This is a genomic window from Streptomyces fuscichromogenes (genome assembly GCF_014645815.1).
Lineage (GTDB): Bacteria > Actinomycetota > Actinomycetes > Streptomycetales > Streptomycetaceae > Streptomyces > Streptomyces fuscichromogenes.
Window position 1 is genome coordinate 250,557 of record NZ_BMML01000008.1, and the last position, 14,364, is coordinate 264,920.

At 71.8% G+C, this 14,364-nt stretch carries 12 protein-coding genes and 1 pseudogene; 3 read left to right on the forward strand and 10 right to left on the reverse strand.

Annotation, left to right across the window (positions count from 1 at the left end; all coding sequences use genetic code 11):
• Positions 1-288 precede the first annotated feature (288 nt).
• The 4 genes from IEZ11_RS19800 to IEZ11_RS19815 all read right to left on the reverse strand — a co-directional run bounded on the left by IEZ11_RS19800 (position 289) and on the right by IEZ11_RS19815 (position 5,202).
• On the reverse strand, positions 289-1,590 hold the full coding sequence (locus IEZ11_RS19800) for a KamA family radical SAM protein (protein WP_189264118.1): 1,302 nt from the start codon (positions 1,588-1,590) through the stop codon (positions 289-291).
• A gap of 19 nt (positions 1,591-1,609) precedes the next feature.
• On the reverse strand, positions 1,610-2,683 hold the full coding sequence (locus IEZ11_RS19805; protein WP_189264119.1) for a hypothetical protein: 1,074 nt from the start codon (positions 2,681-2,683) through the stop codon (positions 1,610-1,612).
• 145 nt (positions 2,684-2,828) lie between these two features.
• A complete protein-coding gene (locus IEZ11_RS19810; RefSeq protein WP_189264120.1) occupies positions 2,829-3,917 on the reverse strand; it encodes a branched-chain amino acid aminotransferase in 1,089 nt (362 codons plus the stop codon).
• A gap of 241 nt (positions 3,918-4,158) precedes the next feature.
• Positions 4,159-5,202, reverse strand: coding sequence for a 3-isopropylmalate dehydrogenase (locus IEZ11_RS19815; protein ID WP_189264121.1), 1,044 nt, complete (start codon positions 5,200-5,202; stop codon positions 4,159-4,161).
• A 133-nt stretch (positions 5,203-5,335) separates the two neighbouring features.
• Here IEZ11_RS19815 and IEZ11_RS19820 point away from each other — a divergent pair, with 133 nt between their 5' ends.
• The gene (locus tag IEZ11_RS19820; protein WP_189264122.1) at positions 5,336-6,892 is read left to right on the forward strand and encodes a purple acid phosphatase family protein; all 1,557 of its coding nucleotides are present in this window, start codon (positions 5,336-5,338) and stop codon (positions 6,890-6,892) included.
• 113 nt (positions 6,893-7,005) lie between these two features.
• Here the strand turns inward: IEZ11_RS19820 and IEZ11_RS51975 are convergent, their stop codons facing one another.
• The 3 genes and pseudogenes from IEZ11_RS51975 to IEZ11_RS19830 all read right to left on the reverse strand — a co-directional run bounded on the left by IEZ11_RS51975 (position 7,006) and on the right by IEZ11_RS19830 (position 8,601).
• Positions 7,006-7,137: a hypothetical protein gene (locus tag IEZ11_RS51975; RefSeq protein WP_089098576.1), complete on the reverse strand. Its 132-nt coding sequence runs from the start codon at positions 7,135-7,137 to the stop codon at positions 7,006-7,008.
• Positions 7,138-7,421: 284 nt separating this feature from the next.
• A pseudogene (locus IEZ11_RS19825) lies at positions 7,422-7,885 on the reverse strand (GNAT family N-acetyltransferase).
• A gap of 20 nt (positions 7,886-7,905) precedes the next feature.
• Complete coding sequence (locus IEZ11_RS19830; RefSeq protein WP_189264123.1) at positions 7,906-8,601, reverse strand: SDR family NAD(P)-dependent oxidoreductase; 696 nt, start codon at positions 8,599-8,601, stop codon at positions 7,906-7,908.
• Positions 8,602-8,707: 106 nt separating this feature from the next.
• Between IEZ11_RS19830 and IEZ11_RS19835 the strand changes: the two genes are divergently transcribed.
• Entirely contained in the window at positions 8,708-9,547 is an 840-nt protein-coding gene (locus tag IEZ11_RS19835) for a helix-turn-helix transcriptional regulator (RefSeq protein WP_444544932.1), read from the forward strand.
• 79 nt (positions 9,548-9,626) lie between these two features.
• Here the strand turns inward: IEZ11_RS19835 and pruA are convergent, their stop codons facing one another.
• A complete protein-coding gene (pruA, locus tag IEZ11_RS19840; protein WP_189264125.1) occupies positions 9,627-11,258 on the reverse strand; it encodes an L-glutamate gamma-semialdehyde dehydrogenase in 1,632 nt (543 codons plus the stop codon).
• A gap of 69 nt (positions 11,259-11,327) precedes the next feature.
• Positions 11,328-12,254: a proline dehydrogenase family protein gene (locus tag IEZ11_RS19845; RefSeq protein WP_189264126.1), complete on the reverse strand. Its 927-nt coding sequence runs from the start codon at positions 12,252-12,254 to the stop codon at positions 11,328-11,330.
• 142 nt (positions 12,255-12,396) lie between these two features.
• Here IEZ11_RS19845 and IEZ11_RS19850 point away from each other — a divergent pair, with 142 nt between their 5' ends.
• On the forward strand, positions 12,397-13,692 hold the full coding sequence (locus tag IEZ11_RS19850; protein WP_189264127.1) for a PucR family transcriptional regulator: 1,296 nt from the start codon (positions 12,397-12,399) through the stop codon (positions 13,690-13,692).
• 49 nt (positions 13,693-13,741) lie between these two features.
• Here IEZ11_RS19850 and IEZ11_RS19855 read toward each other — a convergent pair whose 3' ends face one another.
• Entirely contained in the window at positions 13,742-14,317 is a 576-nt protein-coding gene (locus IEZ11_RS19855; RefSeq protein WP_189264128.1) for a TetR/AcrR family transcriptional regulator, read from the reverse strand.
• Positions 14,318-14,364: the final 47 nt, after the last annotated feature.

Here is a 14,364-nt window from a genome sequence, read left to right on the forward strand (position 1 = left end):
AATGCCGTTCTAAATGCGTTGCCATGCGAGGGTGACCAGCCAGGCCGACAGAACAGCGCCGAGCCGACACCATCCCGGACGGGGAACGCACCAGCGGGCCCAAGGACCTGGTCTCGGTCCTGGGCGGGGTGGACTGCGGCTTCCTGTTGTCGGGGACGGTCGGCGGGCTGGTGTACCTGCTTCTCACGTGGAATCGGGCAGACTCGGCCCGCCCGATGTCCGACGACGTCGAGGACGAGGCCGTTCAGGCCGGAGGGGGGTCTGGGGGCGCAGCCTCCGGAAGGACCCTCACCCCGGCTCCAGCCCCGGCAGGAACCGGCTCGCCCCGAACGCCGGCTTCAGGTCCGTGAACCACGTCGCCCCCTCGTCGTACGCGGCGAAGAAGGGACGGCCGACCAGGCCGGGGTCACGCGCCTGGATCAGGTGCAGCGCGAAGACCTTCTCCCCGGCCACCTCGGCGACGCCGTCCACGCAGACCTTGCCCGGCATCGCCGACATCACCGGACCCCGGACCGTACGGGCGAGCCCGGAGACCCGGGCGTAGGCGTCCCGGAACACGGCATGGCCCCGGGCCAGCGGCACCCCGAAGTAGCCCTGTGGGCCGGTGTCCCGCTCCACGAACTGGTAGTACGGCACCGCACCGAGCGTGGTCGTGGTCTCCCACAGCTCGGCCCAGGCGTCCGCGCTGTCGTTGATCCCGGCCACCAGCGGCCCCTGGCAGCGGATCACGGCCCCGCTGTCCCGCACGCGCCGCATCGCCTCCCGCACGACGGGCGGCCGCAGCTCCTGCGGGTGGGTGAAGTGGGCCATCAGGGCCAGCTGCCGGCCGCTCGCCACCACCTCCTCGAAGAGGCGCAGCAGATCGTCGGCGTCCCGGTCGGTGGTGAAACGGTACGGCCAGAAGGCGAGCGACTTGGTGCCGACGCGGATCGAGCGGACGGTGTCGATCCGCAGCAACGGCTCGACATAGCGGCGCAGCACCGCCGTGCTCATCACCAGCGGGTCGCCGCCCGTGACCAGGACGCTGCTGACCTCCGGGTGGGCCGTCAGATAGGCGCTGGTGGCCGCGATGTCGTCGGTCGCGATGCGCAGGTCCGCCTCGCCGACGAACTGCGGCCAGCGGAAGCAGTAGGTGCAGTAGGCGTGGCAGGTCTGGCCCTGGCGCGGGAAGACCAGCACCGTCTCCGGGTACTTGTGCTGGAGGCCGGTCAGCCGCCGCCCCTCGTGCACGGGCACGTTGGCGTCGAGCTGGCCGGAGGGGTGCGGGTTGAGCCGCATCCGGATCTCGTGCGCGGCCCGCTGGACCTCGGCCCGCGGCGCGTCCCCGGCCAGCAGGCCGGCCATCCGGCGGACGTCGGGCGCGGGCAGCATCCCCGACTGCGGGAAGGTCAGCCGGAAGACCGGGTCCGCGGGCACCGCCGACCAGTCGATCAGCTCGTCGACGACATACGCGTTGGTCCGGAACGGCAGGACCGAGGAGACCGCCCGCAGCGCCAGCCGCTGATCGTCCGTCAGGGAGACACGCCGGAGCAGACCGTCCAGGTCACGGGGCGTGAAGGCGCGAAAGCGGGGGTGGTGCGCTGAGCTCATCTGTGGCGGGGCCCTCTGTTCATTCCGCGACCAGGACCGTGGACGGCCGCAACTCAACGAAGGCGGCCGCCTGCGCATCGTACTTCTCCCCGAAGTGGTGGATGAGCCGCCGCTGCAGCTCGCTCTCGTCGTCGACGACGATGACCTCGTGCGCGCCGGACCCGTTCAGCGCGTCGCTGTAGGCACTGAGTTGGTCGAGCCGGCGGCGGGCCAGGTAGGTGACGAGGTCGGGGGCGGCGACGTACAGGCGGTCGTCGAGGAAGACGAAGCGGCAGACGAACTCCCGTCGCCCGTCCGTGGCGTCCACGAGGGTGACGGGCAGCCGGGTGAAACGTTCCATCGGCTTGCCCTGCTGCCACAGTTCGTCGAAGCGCTGCTCCACGAAGGTGCCCAGCGGGGAGCGGACCGCGACCTCCAGCTGGACGCCCTCGCCGGAGAGCCGGCCGACGGTCAGGAAGGAGACCAGGCAGCGCTCGTCCCAGCGGTAGAGGGTGACCCCGGGGGAGGTGGAGCACAGCCGCACCTCCAGGAGTTCCCGGGAGGTGGCGTCCAGGCGGCGGGCGAAGCCCTCCAGGGTGCGCAGGTTGCGCATGATGTCGCGGCGGATGTCGGCGCTCTGCTCGCCCAGTTCGCGGCCGCGCAGGATGACCGCGAGGGAGTCGGGGTCCAGGAGCAGGATCTGCACCCGGGCGCCGCTCGCGGTGGCGGATCTGACGCCCCGGAAGAGACGCTCGGAGAACTGCGGTCCGAACAGGTTGGAGAAGGTGTCCAGGACCTTCACGCTGGAGGTCGAGCCGTACACCTGCGCGGCGAACCACTCGTAGTCCAGCCGGGTGTGCTCGCGGACCCGGCCCTCCTGAGCCCGGGAGATCAGCGGGCCGATGACGAACACGGTGACGACCACGCCGACGATGTCGGTGCCGAGGTTGAGGGCGAGGTTCTGCCCGTAGTTGTCCATGGTCGAGGCCCGCCAGAGCAGCACAGCCGCGACGGCGGTGAGCAGGGCGAGCACGGTGAGGCTCTGCGGGCGGCGCGGGGTGCGTAAGGTGCGCATCAGCCGGCGCAGCCGTGGCATCGGCGATCGTCCGCTCATGCGTGCTCCCTCCCCCGTGGAATCAGGAGATACCCGCACGGGGGAGGCGATACGCGTCGAACGGGCAGCCGAAGATCGGCCGCCGGTACGGCAGTACGGCAGCCGGTACGACTGCCGTACGACTGCCGGTTCGGCTCGGGGGGGGTCAGCCGAGCTGGTGCATCCAGCCGTGCTTGTCCTCGGTCTTGCCGCGCTGGATGTCGAGGAGTGCCTCGCGGAGCCTGAGGGTGACCTCGCCCGGCTCGCCGCCCGACTGCTGCCACTCGGCGTTCGTGCGCTTGACGGTGCCGACCGGGGTGATCACCGCGGCGGTGCCGCAGGCGAAGACCTCGGTGAGGGTGCCGTTCTCCGAGTCGCGCTGCCACTGCTCGATGGAGACGCGGGCCTCCTCGGACGCGTAGCCGAGGTCGCGGGCGACGGTGAGGAGGCTGTCGCGGGTGACGCCTTCGAGGATCGAGCCGGTCAGGGTCGGGGTGACGATCCTGTCGCCGTACACGAAGTACAGGTTCATGCCGCCGAGCTCCTCGACCCACTTGTGCTCGACCGCGTCGAGGTAGCAGACCTGGTCGCAGCCCTGGGCCGCCGCCTCGGCCTGGGCGAGCAGGGAGGCCGCGTAGTTGCCGCCGGTCTTGGCGTCGCCCATGCCGCCGGGGACGGCGCGGACGCGGTCCTCGGAGGCCCAGATGGAGACCGGCCTGACGCCGCCGGGGAAGTAGGCGCCGGCCGGGGAGGCGATGACCAGGAAGAGGTACTCGTTGGCCGGCTTGACGCCCAGCCCCACCTCGGTGGCGATCATGAAGGGGCGCAGGTAGAGGGACTCCTCGCCGCCGTGCGCCGGGACCCAGTCCCGGTCCTGCCGGACCAGGACGTCACAGGCCTCGATGAAGGTCTCCACCGGCAGCTCGGGCATGGCGAGGCGGCGGGCGGAACGCTGGAAGCGCCTGGCGTTCTGGTCGGGGCGGAAGGTGGCCACCGAGCCGTCGGGGCGGCGGTAGGCCTTCAGGCCCTCGAAGATCTCCTGGGCGTAGTGCAGGACGTTGGTGGCGGGGTCGAGGGGGATCGGCGCGTACGGGACGAGCTGACCGTCGTGCCAGCCGCGGCCCTCGGTCCACTTGATCATGACCATGTGGTCGGTGAAGTGGCGGCCGAATCCGGGACTGGCCAGGATCGCCTCGCGCTCGGCGGCGGCGAGCGGGTGCGCGGACGGCTTGAGCTCGATCGTGGGCGTCGTCATGAGATAGGTGTCCTTCACCGGTTGTAGTGATGGGGCCGCGCTCACACCCTTGTCATAGGACGTCCGAGCATTCCCTCATCCCGCGGCTCCGCGTTCGATTATCGCGCGGTGGCCGGGGTGGAAGGAATCGGGGTGAATGCGGACCCGGGGTTGATGGTGGCACCCGGCGGGAGGCATGCGGAAGCCGCCGGGTGCGTGTGCGACCCGGCGGCTTCGAAGTGCGGTGCGGAAGCTCGGCGGGTCAGCCGGCTACTCGTACGGCGAGCGCGTCGCCGATCTCCGAGGTGGAGCGGGCGGGCTTGCCCTGGCGCTCGGTGAGGTCGGCGGTGACGGCCTCCTCGACACGGGCGGCCTCGGCCTCGTAGCCGAGGTGGCGCAGCAGAAGGGCGACGGACAGGACCGTGGCGGTGGGGTCGGCCTTGCCCTGGCCGGCGATGTCCGGCGCGGAACCGTGCACCGGCTCGAACATCGACGGGAACTCGCCGGAGGGGTTGATGTTCCCGCTGGCCGCGACGCCGATGCCGCCGGAGACGGCCGCGGCGAGGTCGGTGATGATGTCGCCGAACAGGTTGTCGGTGACGATGACGTCGAACCGGCCCGGGTCGGTGACCAGGTAGATCGTGGCCGCGTCGACGTGGATGTAGTCCGTCGCGACCTCGGGGAAGTCCGCGGAGACCTTGTTGAAGATGTTCGTCCACAGGTGCCCGGCGAAGGTCAGCACGTTGTTCTTGTGGACCAGCGTGAGCTTCTTGCGCGGGCGGGCCTGGGCGCGGGCGAAGGCGTCCCGGACGACGCGCTCGACACCGAAGGCCGTGTTCACGGAGACCTCGGTGGCGACCTCGTGCTCGGTGCCCTTGCGGATGGTGCCGCCGTTGCCGGTGTACGGGCCCTCGGTGCCCTCGCGGACCACGACGAAGTCGATCTCCGGCTCGCCCGCCAGCGGGGTCGCGACACCGGGGAGGAGCTTCGACGGGCGCAGGTTGACATGGTGGTCGAAGGCGAAGCGGAGCTTGAGCAGGAAGCCGCGCTCCAGCACCCCGGAGGGGACGCTCGGGTCGCCGATCGCGCCCAGCAGGATGACGTCGTGCTGCTTCAGCGCGTCGAGGTCGGCGTCGGTGAGGGTCTCACCGGTGGCGTGGTAACGCTTGGCGCCGAAGTCGTACTCCTTGGTCTCCAGCTTCACGTCCTCGGGGAGGACGGCGGAGAGGACCTTGAGGCCTTCGGCCACGACTTCCTGCCCGATGCCGTCACCGGGGATCACTGCGAGATCGATGCTGCGAGACATGCCCGGCACCCTACCCCTCGTCCCATGGGATGACATGGAGCGTCCGGCATACGGACAGGCCACGTCGTTCCGTCGACCGCCGTTCACCCGTATGTGTGGCTGGTGTTGGTGTGCGCTGGGAATCGTCCTCCCCATGGACATCCCCGACTTCGGCATCCCGCCGCGGCTGGCCGCCCGGATGAGCATGGCCGAGCAGTACGAGTACCTGCGCACCCGGCTGGTGAGCCGCCGCACCCTGGTGACGGCGGGCGCGCTGGCGGGCGGCGGGCTGGTCACCGGCTGCTCGAGGACCTCGGCGAAGTCGGCGAGCCCGGCCCCGGCCACCTCGGCGGTGCGCGGCGCGTCGGTCGTGCCGTTCGGCCGCCATCTCGCCTTCGGCGCCGACCCGCGGACCCAGATGCGGATCTCCTGGCAGGTGCCCTTCGCGGTGCGGAAGCCGTTCGTGCGGATCGGAACGCGCCCGGACCAGCTGGGCACCCGCGTCGACGCGGACATCCGGCACCTGCACACGCCCGGCGTGCAGGGGGTGCGCCCGGTGGTGGAGCAGTACTACGTCCACGCGGCCCTGGACGGCCTCACACCCGGTACGACGTACTACTACGGCGTCGGCCACGACGGCCGGGACCCGGCCGCCCCGGGTCACCGTGCCGCCATCACCCCGTTCCGTACCGCGCCCACGAGCCCGGCGAAGTTCGTGTTCACGGCCTTCGGCGACCAGGGCGTCAGCCAGGCCGGAAAGGCCAGCGACAACGCGCTGCTGAAGCAGGACCCCGCCTTCCATCTGCACGCGGGCGACATCTGCTACGCGGACGGCAACGGCACCGGGAAGACCTCGGACGGCTACGACGCCCGGGAGTGGGACCGGTTCCTGAAGCAGAACGACCCGGTGGCGCGGTCGGTGCCGTGGATGGTGACGACCGGCAACCACGACATGGAGGCCTGGTACTCCCCCGACGGTTACGGCGGCCAGTACGCCCGCTTCGCCCTCCCGGACAACGGCTTCGACCCGCACGGCGCGCCCGGCGTGTACGCGTTCACCTACGGCAACGTCGGCTTCGTGGCGCTGGACGCGAACGACGTGTCGTACGAGATCCCCGCCAACCTCGGCTACAGCGGCGGCCGGCAGACGGCGTGGCTGGAGCGGAAGCTGAAGGAGCTGCGGGCGGCGAAGGGCGTGGACTTCGTCGTCGTCTTCTTCCACCACTGCGCGTACTCGACGTCCTCGCACGCCTCCGACGGAGGCATCCGCGCGGCCTGGCTGCCGCTGTTCACGAAGTACCAGGTGGACCTGGTGATCAACGGGCACAACCACGTCTACGAGCGCACCGACGCGGTGAAGGGCGGCAGGGTCGGCCGGGCGGTCCCGGTCGGCGGCTCGACCGACCCGACGCGGGACGGGATCGTGTACGTCACGGCGGGCGGCGGCGGACGGAACCTGTACGCGTTCCCCTCCGGGGTCAGGGACAGCTACGAGGGGCACGTCACCCGGCACGGCGCGGTGGACAGCTTCCACTGGGCCAAGGGCCAGCACAACGTGGCGGAGACGGTGGAGTGGTCGCGGGTGCGGTACACCGGCTTCTCCTTCCTCAGGGTGGAGGCGGAGGCGGGCACGGCCCCGAAGCTGAAGGTGTCGGCGCTGGCGCAGAGCGGCGCGCGGATCGACCACTTCGAGGTACGGCGCGGGCGGTGAACCGCAGGACACGGCGCGGCTGTCCCGGCCGCGCCGTGTCCCGTGCGGGCGCGGCTCCCGTTGATGGGGTGTTACACGTGTTACCGGCGGTGCGTCAACGGCGCCTCAACGGCTCAGTGGCCGGTCTCGCCGCCGTTGTCCCGGCGGTCGAGGGCGCGCTGGAGGGCGGCGGCGGCGTTCTTGCGCTCGGACTCGCTGGTGCGGGACACGTGGCGGACCCGGCGGCGGACGGTCGTCTCGGCCATGGAAATCGACTCCTTCGGACATACGTGGAGTACGGCAGGGGGGATACGAGACGCCGGAAGGGGCGGGGAGCGGTGCCGCAGGGGTTGCCTGCACGGGGCCCGGCTCACGACCGCCATTCGCTTGATCGAGCGAGACGTTCGGCTCCTACAAAAGTAAGGGAGCGGCCCGCTTCTGTCTGCACAATTACTCGGACTTCCTACTATCTGAGACGGCGTCCTCGGTCACCCGCCGCTGAGCTGGGGTTTCGACGACCGGGGCGGCTGGGGCCGGTGGGGCGAACGGGTTACATGACGTCCCCGTCCCGCCAGTCGAAGACCAGTTCGTGGCCGGGGTCGAGGACGTCCCCGGCGAGCCCCGGCCACACGTACACGTCCCCCTCCTCGTCCGCGAGCCGCACGATCCCCGTCTCCGGGGACAGGGCGCAGACCCGGCCCTCCCAGCGCCGCCAGCCCCGGGCGGTGTAGAGCCGGGCCCCAGGCGCCGGGCGTCGGGCCGGACGCCGACGGCCTCGACGTAGCCGACGCGCAGCCAGCGGCCCCGGTGCCGGGCGCGGCGCATGACGAGGGAGCCGTGGGCGGCGAGCCCCGACCCGTCGTGGACGAGGGCGTGCAGGCCGCCCAGCCCGTGCTCCCAGTCGCTGTCGGCGAAGTCCCCGCCGAACGCCGCGTGCAGGAGGCCGCGGGCGGCGCGCAGGTCGGCGGGGTCGAGGTCGGCGGTGTGGACGACCCGGAGAGACCGGAGAGACATGCCCCCAGTGTCGTACGGGACTACCAGGCGACGGTGCCGTGCCGGTCGACGAAGCGGCCGCTTCCGCCGCCGGGCGGCTCGGTGGCGAGGCGGACGATCGCGTCGGTGCCCTCGGTGACGGTCTGCGGGCCGCTGTGGGCGTTGAGGTCGGTCGCGGTGTAGCCGGGGTCGACGGCGTTGACGCGGATGTCCTTGAGGGCCTTGGCGTACTGGGTGGTGAGCATGGTCAGGGCCGCCTTGGAGGCGGTGTAGAGGGGCGAGACGACGGAGGACTCGACGCGCCCGGGGTCGTGCGTGACCGCGAACGAACCCATCCCGCTGCTGACGTTGACCACGACCGGGTCCGGCGAGCGGCGCAGCAGCGGCAGGAACGCGGTGGTCGTGCGGATGACCCCGAAGAGGTTGACGTCGAAGACACCGAGGGCGTCGGCGGCACTCAGGTCGGCCGGGTCGCCGTGCGGTCCGGCGACACCGGCGTTGTTGATCAGTACGTCGACCCTGCCCTCGCGGGCGGCGACGTCGGCGGCCGCGGCGGCGACCGAGGCGTCGTCGGTGACGTCGATCCGGACGAACCGCGCGCCGAGCGCGTCGGCGGCCGCCGCGCCCTGCTCCGGATCGCGGGCGCCGACGAGCACGGTGTGGCCGAGGCCGGTGAGGCGGCGGGCGGTCTCGCGGCCGAGGCCCTTGTTGGCCCCGGTGATGAAGATGATGGTCATGCGTCGATCGTCGGCCCGGCGCCGGGCCGCTGCCAGGGACGCCATGACCGTAGGAACGGCGGTACCAGGCTGGGGGTCGAGGAAGGGAGAGGGCAGGATGGAGCGCATGGCGAGGAAAGAGGCGGCCGGTCTGGGCCCGACGATCCGTGCGTGGCGGGAACGGCTGTCCCCGGCGGCCGTGGGCATGCCCGCGACCGGCCGCACCCGCCGGGCGACCGGGCTGCGCCGCGAGGAACTGGCCGAGCTGGCCGGGGTGTCGGTCGACTACGTCGTACGGCTGGAGCAGGGCCGGGCCACGGCTCCGTCCGGGCAGGTGGTCGCGGCCCTGTGCCGTGCCCTGCGGCTGACGGCGGCCGAGCGCGAGCACCTCTACCGGATGGCCGGTCTGGTCCCGCCGGACGGCGGCCCGGTCCCCGAGCACCTCCCGCCGGGTGTGCTGCGGGTGCTGGACCGGCTCGGCGGGGTGGCGGTCGCCGTGTTCACCGCGCACTGGCAGCTGCTGTGGTGGAACCCCGGCTGGGCCGCGCTGCTCGGCGACCCGGCGGCCACCCCGCCCCGGCTGCGCAACCTCGCCCGGGAGCGGTTCCCGGTCGGCGCCGAGGCGGCCCGGCTGTCGTCCTGGCCGGTGCGCGAGGCGAACGCGGACGGCTCCGACCTCGCGATCGTGGCCGACCTGCGCCGCGCCACCGGCCGCTTCCCGCACGATGCCGGGCTGGCGGAGCTGGTGGGTGAACTGGCCGGGGGCAACGAGCGGTTCGCCCGGCTCTGGGCGAGCGGCACGGTCGCCGCCCACCGCACGGACCGCAAGACGGTCGAGCATCCCGGGGCTGGCCCGGTGGAGGTGGACTGCGACGTCCTGACGGACGGCGACTCGGAGCTGAAGATCGTGATCCTCTCGGCGGCGCCGGACACCGAGGGGGCGGCCCGGCTGCGCACGCTGCTGTGACCGGGCGGGACATGGGAACGGCCCGGGAAGCCTGCTCGTGGGTCAGGCTTCCCGGGCCGCGCTCGGGGCGGGCTGAGGCTCAGCCCATGTGCGGGTACGCGTAGTCGGTCGGCGCGACCAGCGTCTCCTTGATCGCGCGGGTCAGCGTCCAGCGCAGCAGGTTCTGCGGGGCGCCGGCCTTGTCGTTGGTGCCGGAGGCACGGCCGCCGCCGAAGGGCTGCTGGCCGACGACGGCACCGGTCGACTTGTCGTTGATGTAGAAGTTGCCGGCCGCGTAGCGCAGCTTCTCCATGGTGTGGGCCGCGGCGGCGCGGTCGTTGGAGATGACCGAACCCGTCAGCGCGTAGTCCGACACCGACTCCATCTGGGTCAGCATCGCGTCGTACTCGTCGTCCTCGTAGACGTGCACGGCGAGGAACGGGCCGAAGTACTCGGTGCGGAAGACCTCGTTCTCCGGGTCGCTGCACACGACGACCGTCGGGCGGACGAACCAGCCGACCGAGTCGTCGTAGGAGCCGCCCGCGACGATCTCGCAGGACGGGTCGGTCTTCGCGCGGTCGATCGCGGCCTTGTTCTTGGCGAACGCGCGGTCGTCGATGACGGCACCGATGAAGTTGGCGAGGTCGGTGACGTCGCCCATGGTCAGGCAGTCGACCTCGGCGGCGAACTCCTCGCGGAAACCGTCGTTCCAGATGGACGCCGGGATGTAGGCGCGGGAGGTGGCGGAGCACTTCTGGCCCTGGTACTCGAAGGCACCGCGGGTGAGGGCCGTCTTGAGGACGGCACGGTCGGCGCTCGGGTGGGCGACCAGGAAGTCCTTGCCACCGGTCTCGCCGACCAGACGCGGGTAGGAGCGGTACTTCTCGATGTTGTTGCCGACCGTCTTCCACAGGTACTGGAAGGTCTTGGTGGAACCGGTGAAGTGGATGCCGGCGAGGTCGCGGTGTTCGAGGGCGACCTTGGACACCTCGATGCCGTCGCCGGTGACGAGGTTGATGACGCCCTTGGGCAGACCGGCCTCCTCCAGCAGCTGCATCAGCAGCACGGCGGCGTGGGTCTGGGTCGGGGACGGCTTCCAGACGACCACGTTGCCCATGAGGGCGGGGGCGGTGGGCAGGTTGCCCGCGATCGCGCTGAAGTTGAACGGCGTGATCGCGTAGACGAAGCCCTCCAGCGGGCGGTGGTCCATGCGGTTCCAGACACCCGGGGAGTTGGCCGGGGGCTGCTCGGCCAGGATCTGGCGGGCGTAGTGGACGTTGAAGCGCCAGAAGTCGATCAGCTCGCAGGGCGAGTCGATCTCGGCCTGCTGGGCGGTCTTGGACTGGCCGAGCATGGTGGAGGCGGCGATGGTCTCGCGCCAGGGGCCGGAGAGCAGTTCGGCGGCGCGCAGGATGATCGCCGCACGGTCGTCGAAGGCCATCGCGCGCCAGGCGGGCGCGGCGGCGAGGGCCGCGTCGATCGCGTCCTGGGCGTCCTGCTGGGTGGCGTGGCGCCCGGTACCGATGACGGCCTTGTGGTGGTGCGGCTGCACGACCTGGAAGGGCTCTCCGCCGCCGAGCCGCTTCACGCCGCCGATGGTCATCGGCAGCTCGATCGGGTTCTCGGCCAGCTCCTTGAGCCTGGCCTCAAGCCGGGCGCGCTCGGGAGAGCCGGGGGCGTAGCCGTGCACCGGCTCGTTGACGGGCGTGGGGACCTGGGTCACAGCGTCCATGGGTTCCGTAACTCCTTGTACGTGAGCGGGCGTTGAGGCTTGTCTCGGCTTGTCGGGGCTTGCTGGAGCTCAGCCCTTGGTGACCATCGAGCGGAGGAAGAAGCGCAGGTTCGCCGGCTTCTCCGCGAGCCTGCGCATGAAGTAGCCGTACCAGTCGGTGCCGTAGGCGGTGTAGACGCGCATCCGGTGGCCCTCGGCGGCGAGCCGCAGGTGCTCGTCGCTCCGGATGCCGTACAGCATCTGGAACTCGTACTCGTCGGGCTTGCGCCCGGCGCGCCGGGCGAGTTCCTGGGCGATGGAGATGAGGCGCGGGTCGTGGGACCCGACCATCGGGTACCCCTCGCCGTCCATCAGAGTCCGCAGGATCCGCACATACGCCTTGTCGATCTCGCTCTTCTGCTGGTAGGCGACCTCGGCGGGCTCCTTGTAGGCGCCCTTGACCAGGCGGACCCGGCTGCCGGCGGCGGCGAGGCGGCGGGCGTCGGCCTCGGTGCGGAAGAGGTAGGCCTGGATGACGCAGCCGGTCTGCGGGAAGTCCCGCCGCAGCTCCTCGTGGATGGCGAACATCGAGTCGAGGGTGGTGTGGTCCTCGGCGTCGAGGGTGACGGTCGTACCGATGGCGGCGGCGGCCTCGACGACCGGGCGGACGTTGCCGAGCGCCAGTTCGTGGCCGCCCTCCAGCGCCTGGCCGAACATCGACAGCTTGACCGACATCTCGACGCGCTCGCCGAGGCCCAGCTCGCGCAGCCGGTCGATCAGCGCCAGATAGGCGTCCCGGGCGGCGCCGGCCTGCCCGGGGGTGGTGATGTCCTCGCCGACGACGTCCATCGTCAGCTCCAGGCCGCGGCCGGTGAGCTCCTCGATGATCGGGACGATGTCGTCGACCGACTCGCCGGGGATGAAGCGGTCGACGACCTGCTTCGTCACCGGGGCCGCCGAGATCAGACGTCGCATCCGGTCGCTGCGCGACGCGGCGAGAATCACGGGACCCAGCACGGGGCACCTCCACAACACATGCCAGACAGGCCGCGATCCGACGTTTTGGATACGGCACGGGGAACCACCGTGATAGTCAAGGATCCCTCCGATCGTGGGCCATCGACAGCTGTCACGCATCCGTGCCGCAGATCTCAGACAGATGTATGAAGGCGTCCGTGAATTGCGGGAGAATGCCCGGGTGACGTCAGAATCCAAGGCTGACTACCAGGAGCTGGTCGACGAGATCTCGGAGCTGCTGGGCGTGCCGGCGACCCTGGAGAACCGCGACTTCGAGCTGATCGCCTTCGGGGCGTACGACAGTGAGGGCGACCTCGATCCCTCGGCGCTGGACCCGGTCCGCACCCGCTCGATCCTGACCCGGCGCTCCACGGCGGCGGTCCGCACCTGGTTCGAGGGCTTCGGCATCACCCGGGCGACCGGACCGGTCCGGATCCCGCCGACCCCGGAGGCAGGCGTGTACCGGGGACGGATCTGTCTGCCGGTACGCCATCGGGGTGTCGTCCTCGGCTATGTGTGGCTGCTCGACTCGGATCCGGGTCCGACGGACGCCCAGCTGGCCGCCGCCATGGGGGTGGCCGGGCGGATCGGGGCGCTGCTCGCGGACGAGGCGCGGGCGGGGGCGGGGCTCGGCCGGGAGCTGCGGGCGGTGCTGGTCGCGGAGGGCGGCTGGCAGCGGGACATGGCGGTGGCCGAGCTGCGGACCGCCCTGGGTGTGCGCGCGGACGCCCCGCACACCCTGGTCTGTGTCGCCCCCTGGCCGTCCGCCGACCCGGACGACGCCCCGTCCCCGCGCACGGTCCCGCACGCCACCGCGCTGTGCGCCCTGCCCTGGGGGGCGACGGGCCACAGCCTCGCGGTACTGGTCCGGCTGCGCAGCACGGACACGGCCACGCCCGCCCTGACGGCCGCCGCCCGGCTGCTCAAGGAGGCGGAGGAGGCCCGGTCGGCGGCGGCCCGCGGGGCCGGGGCGCGGGCGGCGGCGGCCGTGGCCGCGGGGTTCGCGGGGCCGGTCCCGGCCGGGCAGGAGTGCGCGGCGGGCGTGGGCGGGGCCCGGACCGGGCTGGCCGAGCTGGGGGCGGTCTGGCAGGAGGCGTCGGCGGCGGCCCGGGCCGCGCTGGCGGAGCCGCGGTTCGGGCCGGTCGCGCAGTGGGCGGAGATCGGCCCGTACCGCCTGCTGACCGCGCTGCCGCCGCAGGGCCCGCAGGACCCGGCCGTGGCCCCGCTCCTCACCCCGGCCCAGCACGAACTGGCCCGCACCGCCGAGGTCTACCTCGACCACGCGGGCCAGGCCGGCCGCACGGCCACCGCGCTCGGCATCCACCGGCAGACCCTGTACTACCGCCTGTCCCGCGTCGAACAGCTCACCGGCCTCGACCTGGACGACGGCGAGGACCGCCTGCTGCTGCACATGGCACTGAAGCGGGCCCGGCTGTAGGGGTGCCTTCGCCGCCGAGCGCTCGCGGTGGAGCCGCGGGACGGGTGGGTCAGCTCCGGGTCGCGGCCTCGACGATCTGGCGCAGGCCCTCGGCGAGCGCGTCGCCGTCGGGGGCGGTCTTCGGGTCGAAGGTCCACTGCGAGATGAGGCCCGACATCAAGGTCATGTAGAAGCGGCCCAGGGTGTCGGCGGTCTCGTCGGAGACCTCCTCCTCCGGTACGCCCATCAGCAGCGAGATCAGCCCCCGGCCGCCCTCGCGCTGGGCGCGCGCCAGCTGCTCCCGCACCTCCGGCATCTGATCGCCCATCGTCACGATCTCCACGCCGAGCCGCCACATCGAACCGGGCCCGCGCATGCTGTCGACGATGTTCGACCACACCTCCCGGAACCGTTCGAGGGAGCCGGGCGCCGCGGTCAGCCCGTCGTCGCCGCCCTCGAAGGACATCTCCTCCACCAGCGCGATGTAGGCCTGCGCGAGCAGCGCGTCCTTGGAGCCGTAGTGGTACCCGATCGAGGCCAGGTTGGTCCCCGACTCCCTGACGACGTCGCGGGCCGTCGTCCGCGCGAACCCCTTCTCCAGCAGGCAGCGCTTGGCGCCTTCCAGCAGATCCTCACGGTGTCCCATGCGGACCACCCTACCGGGATTCCATACGCCCGTCCTAGACGCATGAC

Coding starts and splice junctions, on each gene's coding strand:
- IEZ11_RS51975 (WP_089098576.1), bottom strand. CDS start 7,137: ATGGCCGAGACGACCGTCCGCCGCCGGGTCCGCCACGTGTCCCGCACC.
- IEZ11_RS19835 (WP_444544932.1), top strand. CDS start 8,708: ATGGCGAGGAAAGAGGCGGCCGGTCTGGGCCCGACGATCCGTGCGTGG.
- IEZ11_RS19830 (WP_189264123.1), bottom strand. CDS start 8,601: ATGACCATCATCTTCATCACCGGGGCCAACAAGGGCCTCGGCCGCGAG.
- pruA (WP_189264125.1), bottom strand. CDS start 11,258: ATGGACGCTGTGACCCAGGTCCCCACGCCCGTCAACGAGCCGGTGCAC.
- IEZ11_RS19850 (WP_189264127.1), top strand. CDS start 12,397: ATGTATGAAGGCGTCCGTGAATTGCGGGAGAATGCCCGGGTGACGTCA.
- IEZ11_RS19815 (WP_189264121.1), bottom strand. CDS start 5,202: ATGTCTCGCAGCATCGATCTCGCAGTGATCCCCGGTGACGGCATCGGG.
- IEZ11_RS19820 (WP_189264122.1), top strand. CDS start 5,336: ATGGACATCCCCGACTTCGGCATCCCGCCGCGGCTGGCCGCCCGGATG.
- IEZ11_RS19855 (WP_189264128.1), bottom strand. CDS start 14,317: ATGGGACACCGTGAGGATCTGCTGGAAGGCGCCAAGCGCTGCCTGCTG.
- IEZ11_RS19810 (WP_189264120.1), bottom strand. CDS start 3,917: ATGACGACGCCCACGATCGAGCTCAAGCCGTCCGCGCACCCGCTCGCC.
- IEZ11_RS19800 (WP_189264118.1), bottom strand. CDS start 1,590: ATGAGCTCAGCGCACCACCCCCGCTTTCGCGCCTTCACGCCCCGTGAC.
- IEZ11_RS19805 (WP_189264119.1), bottom strand. CDS start 2,683: ATGAGCGGACGATCGCCGATGCCACGGCTGCGCCGGCTGATGCGCACC.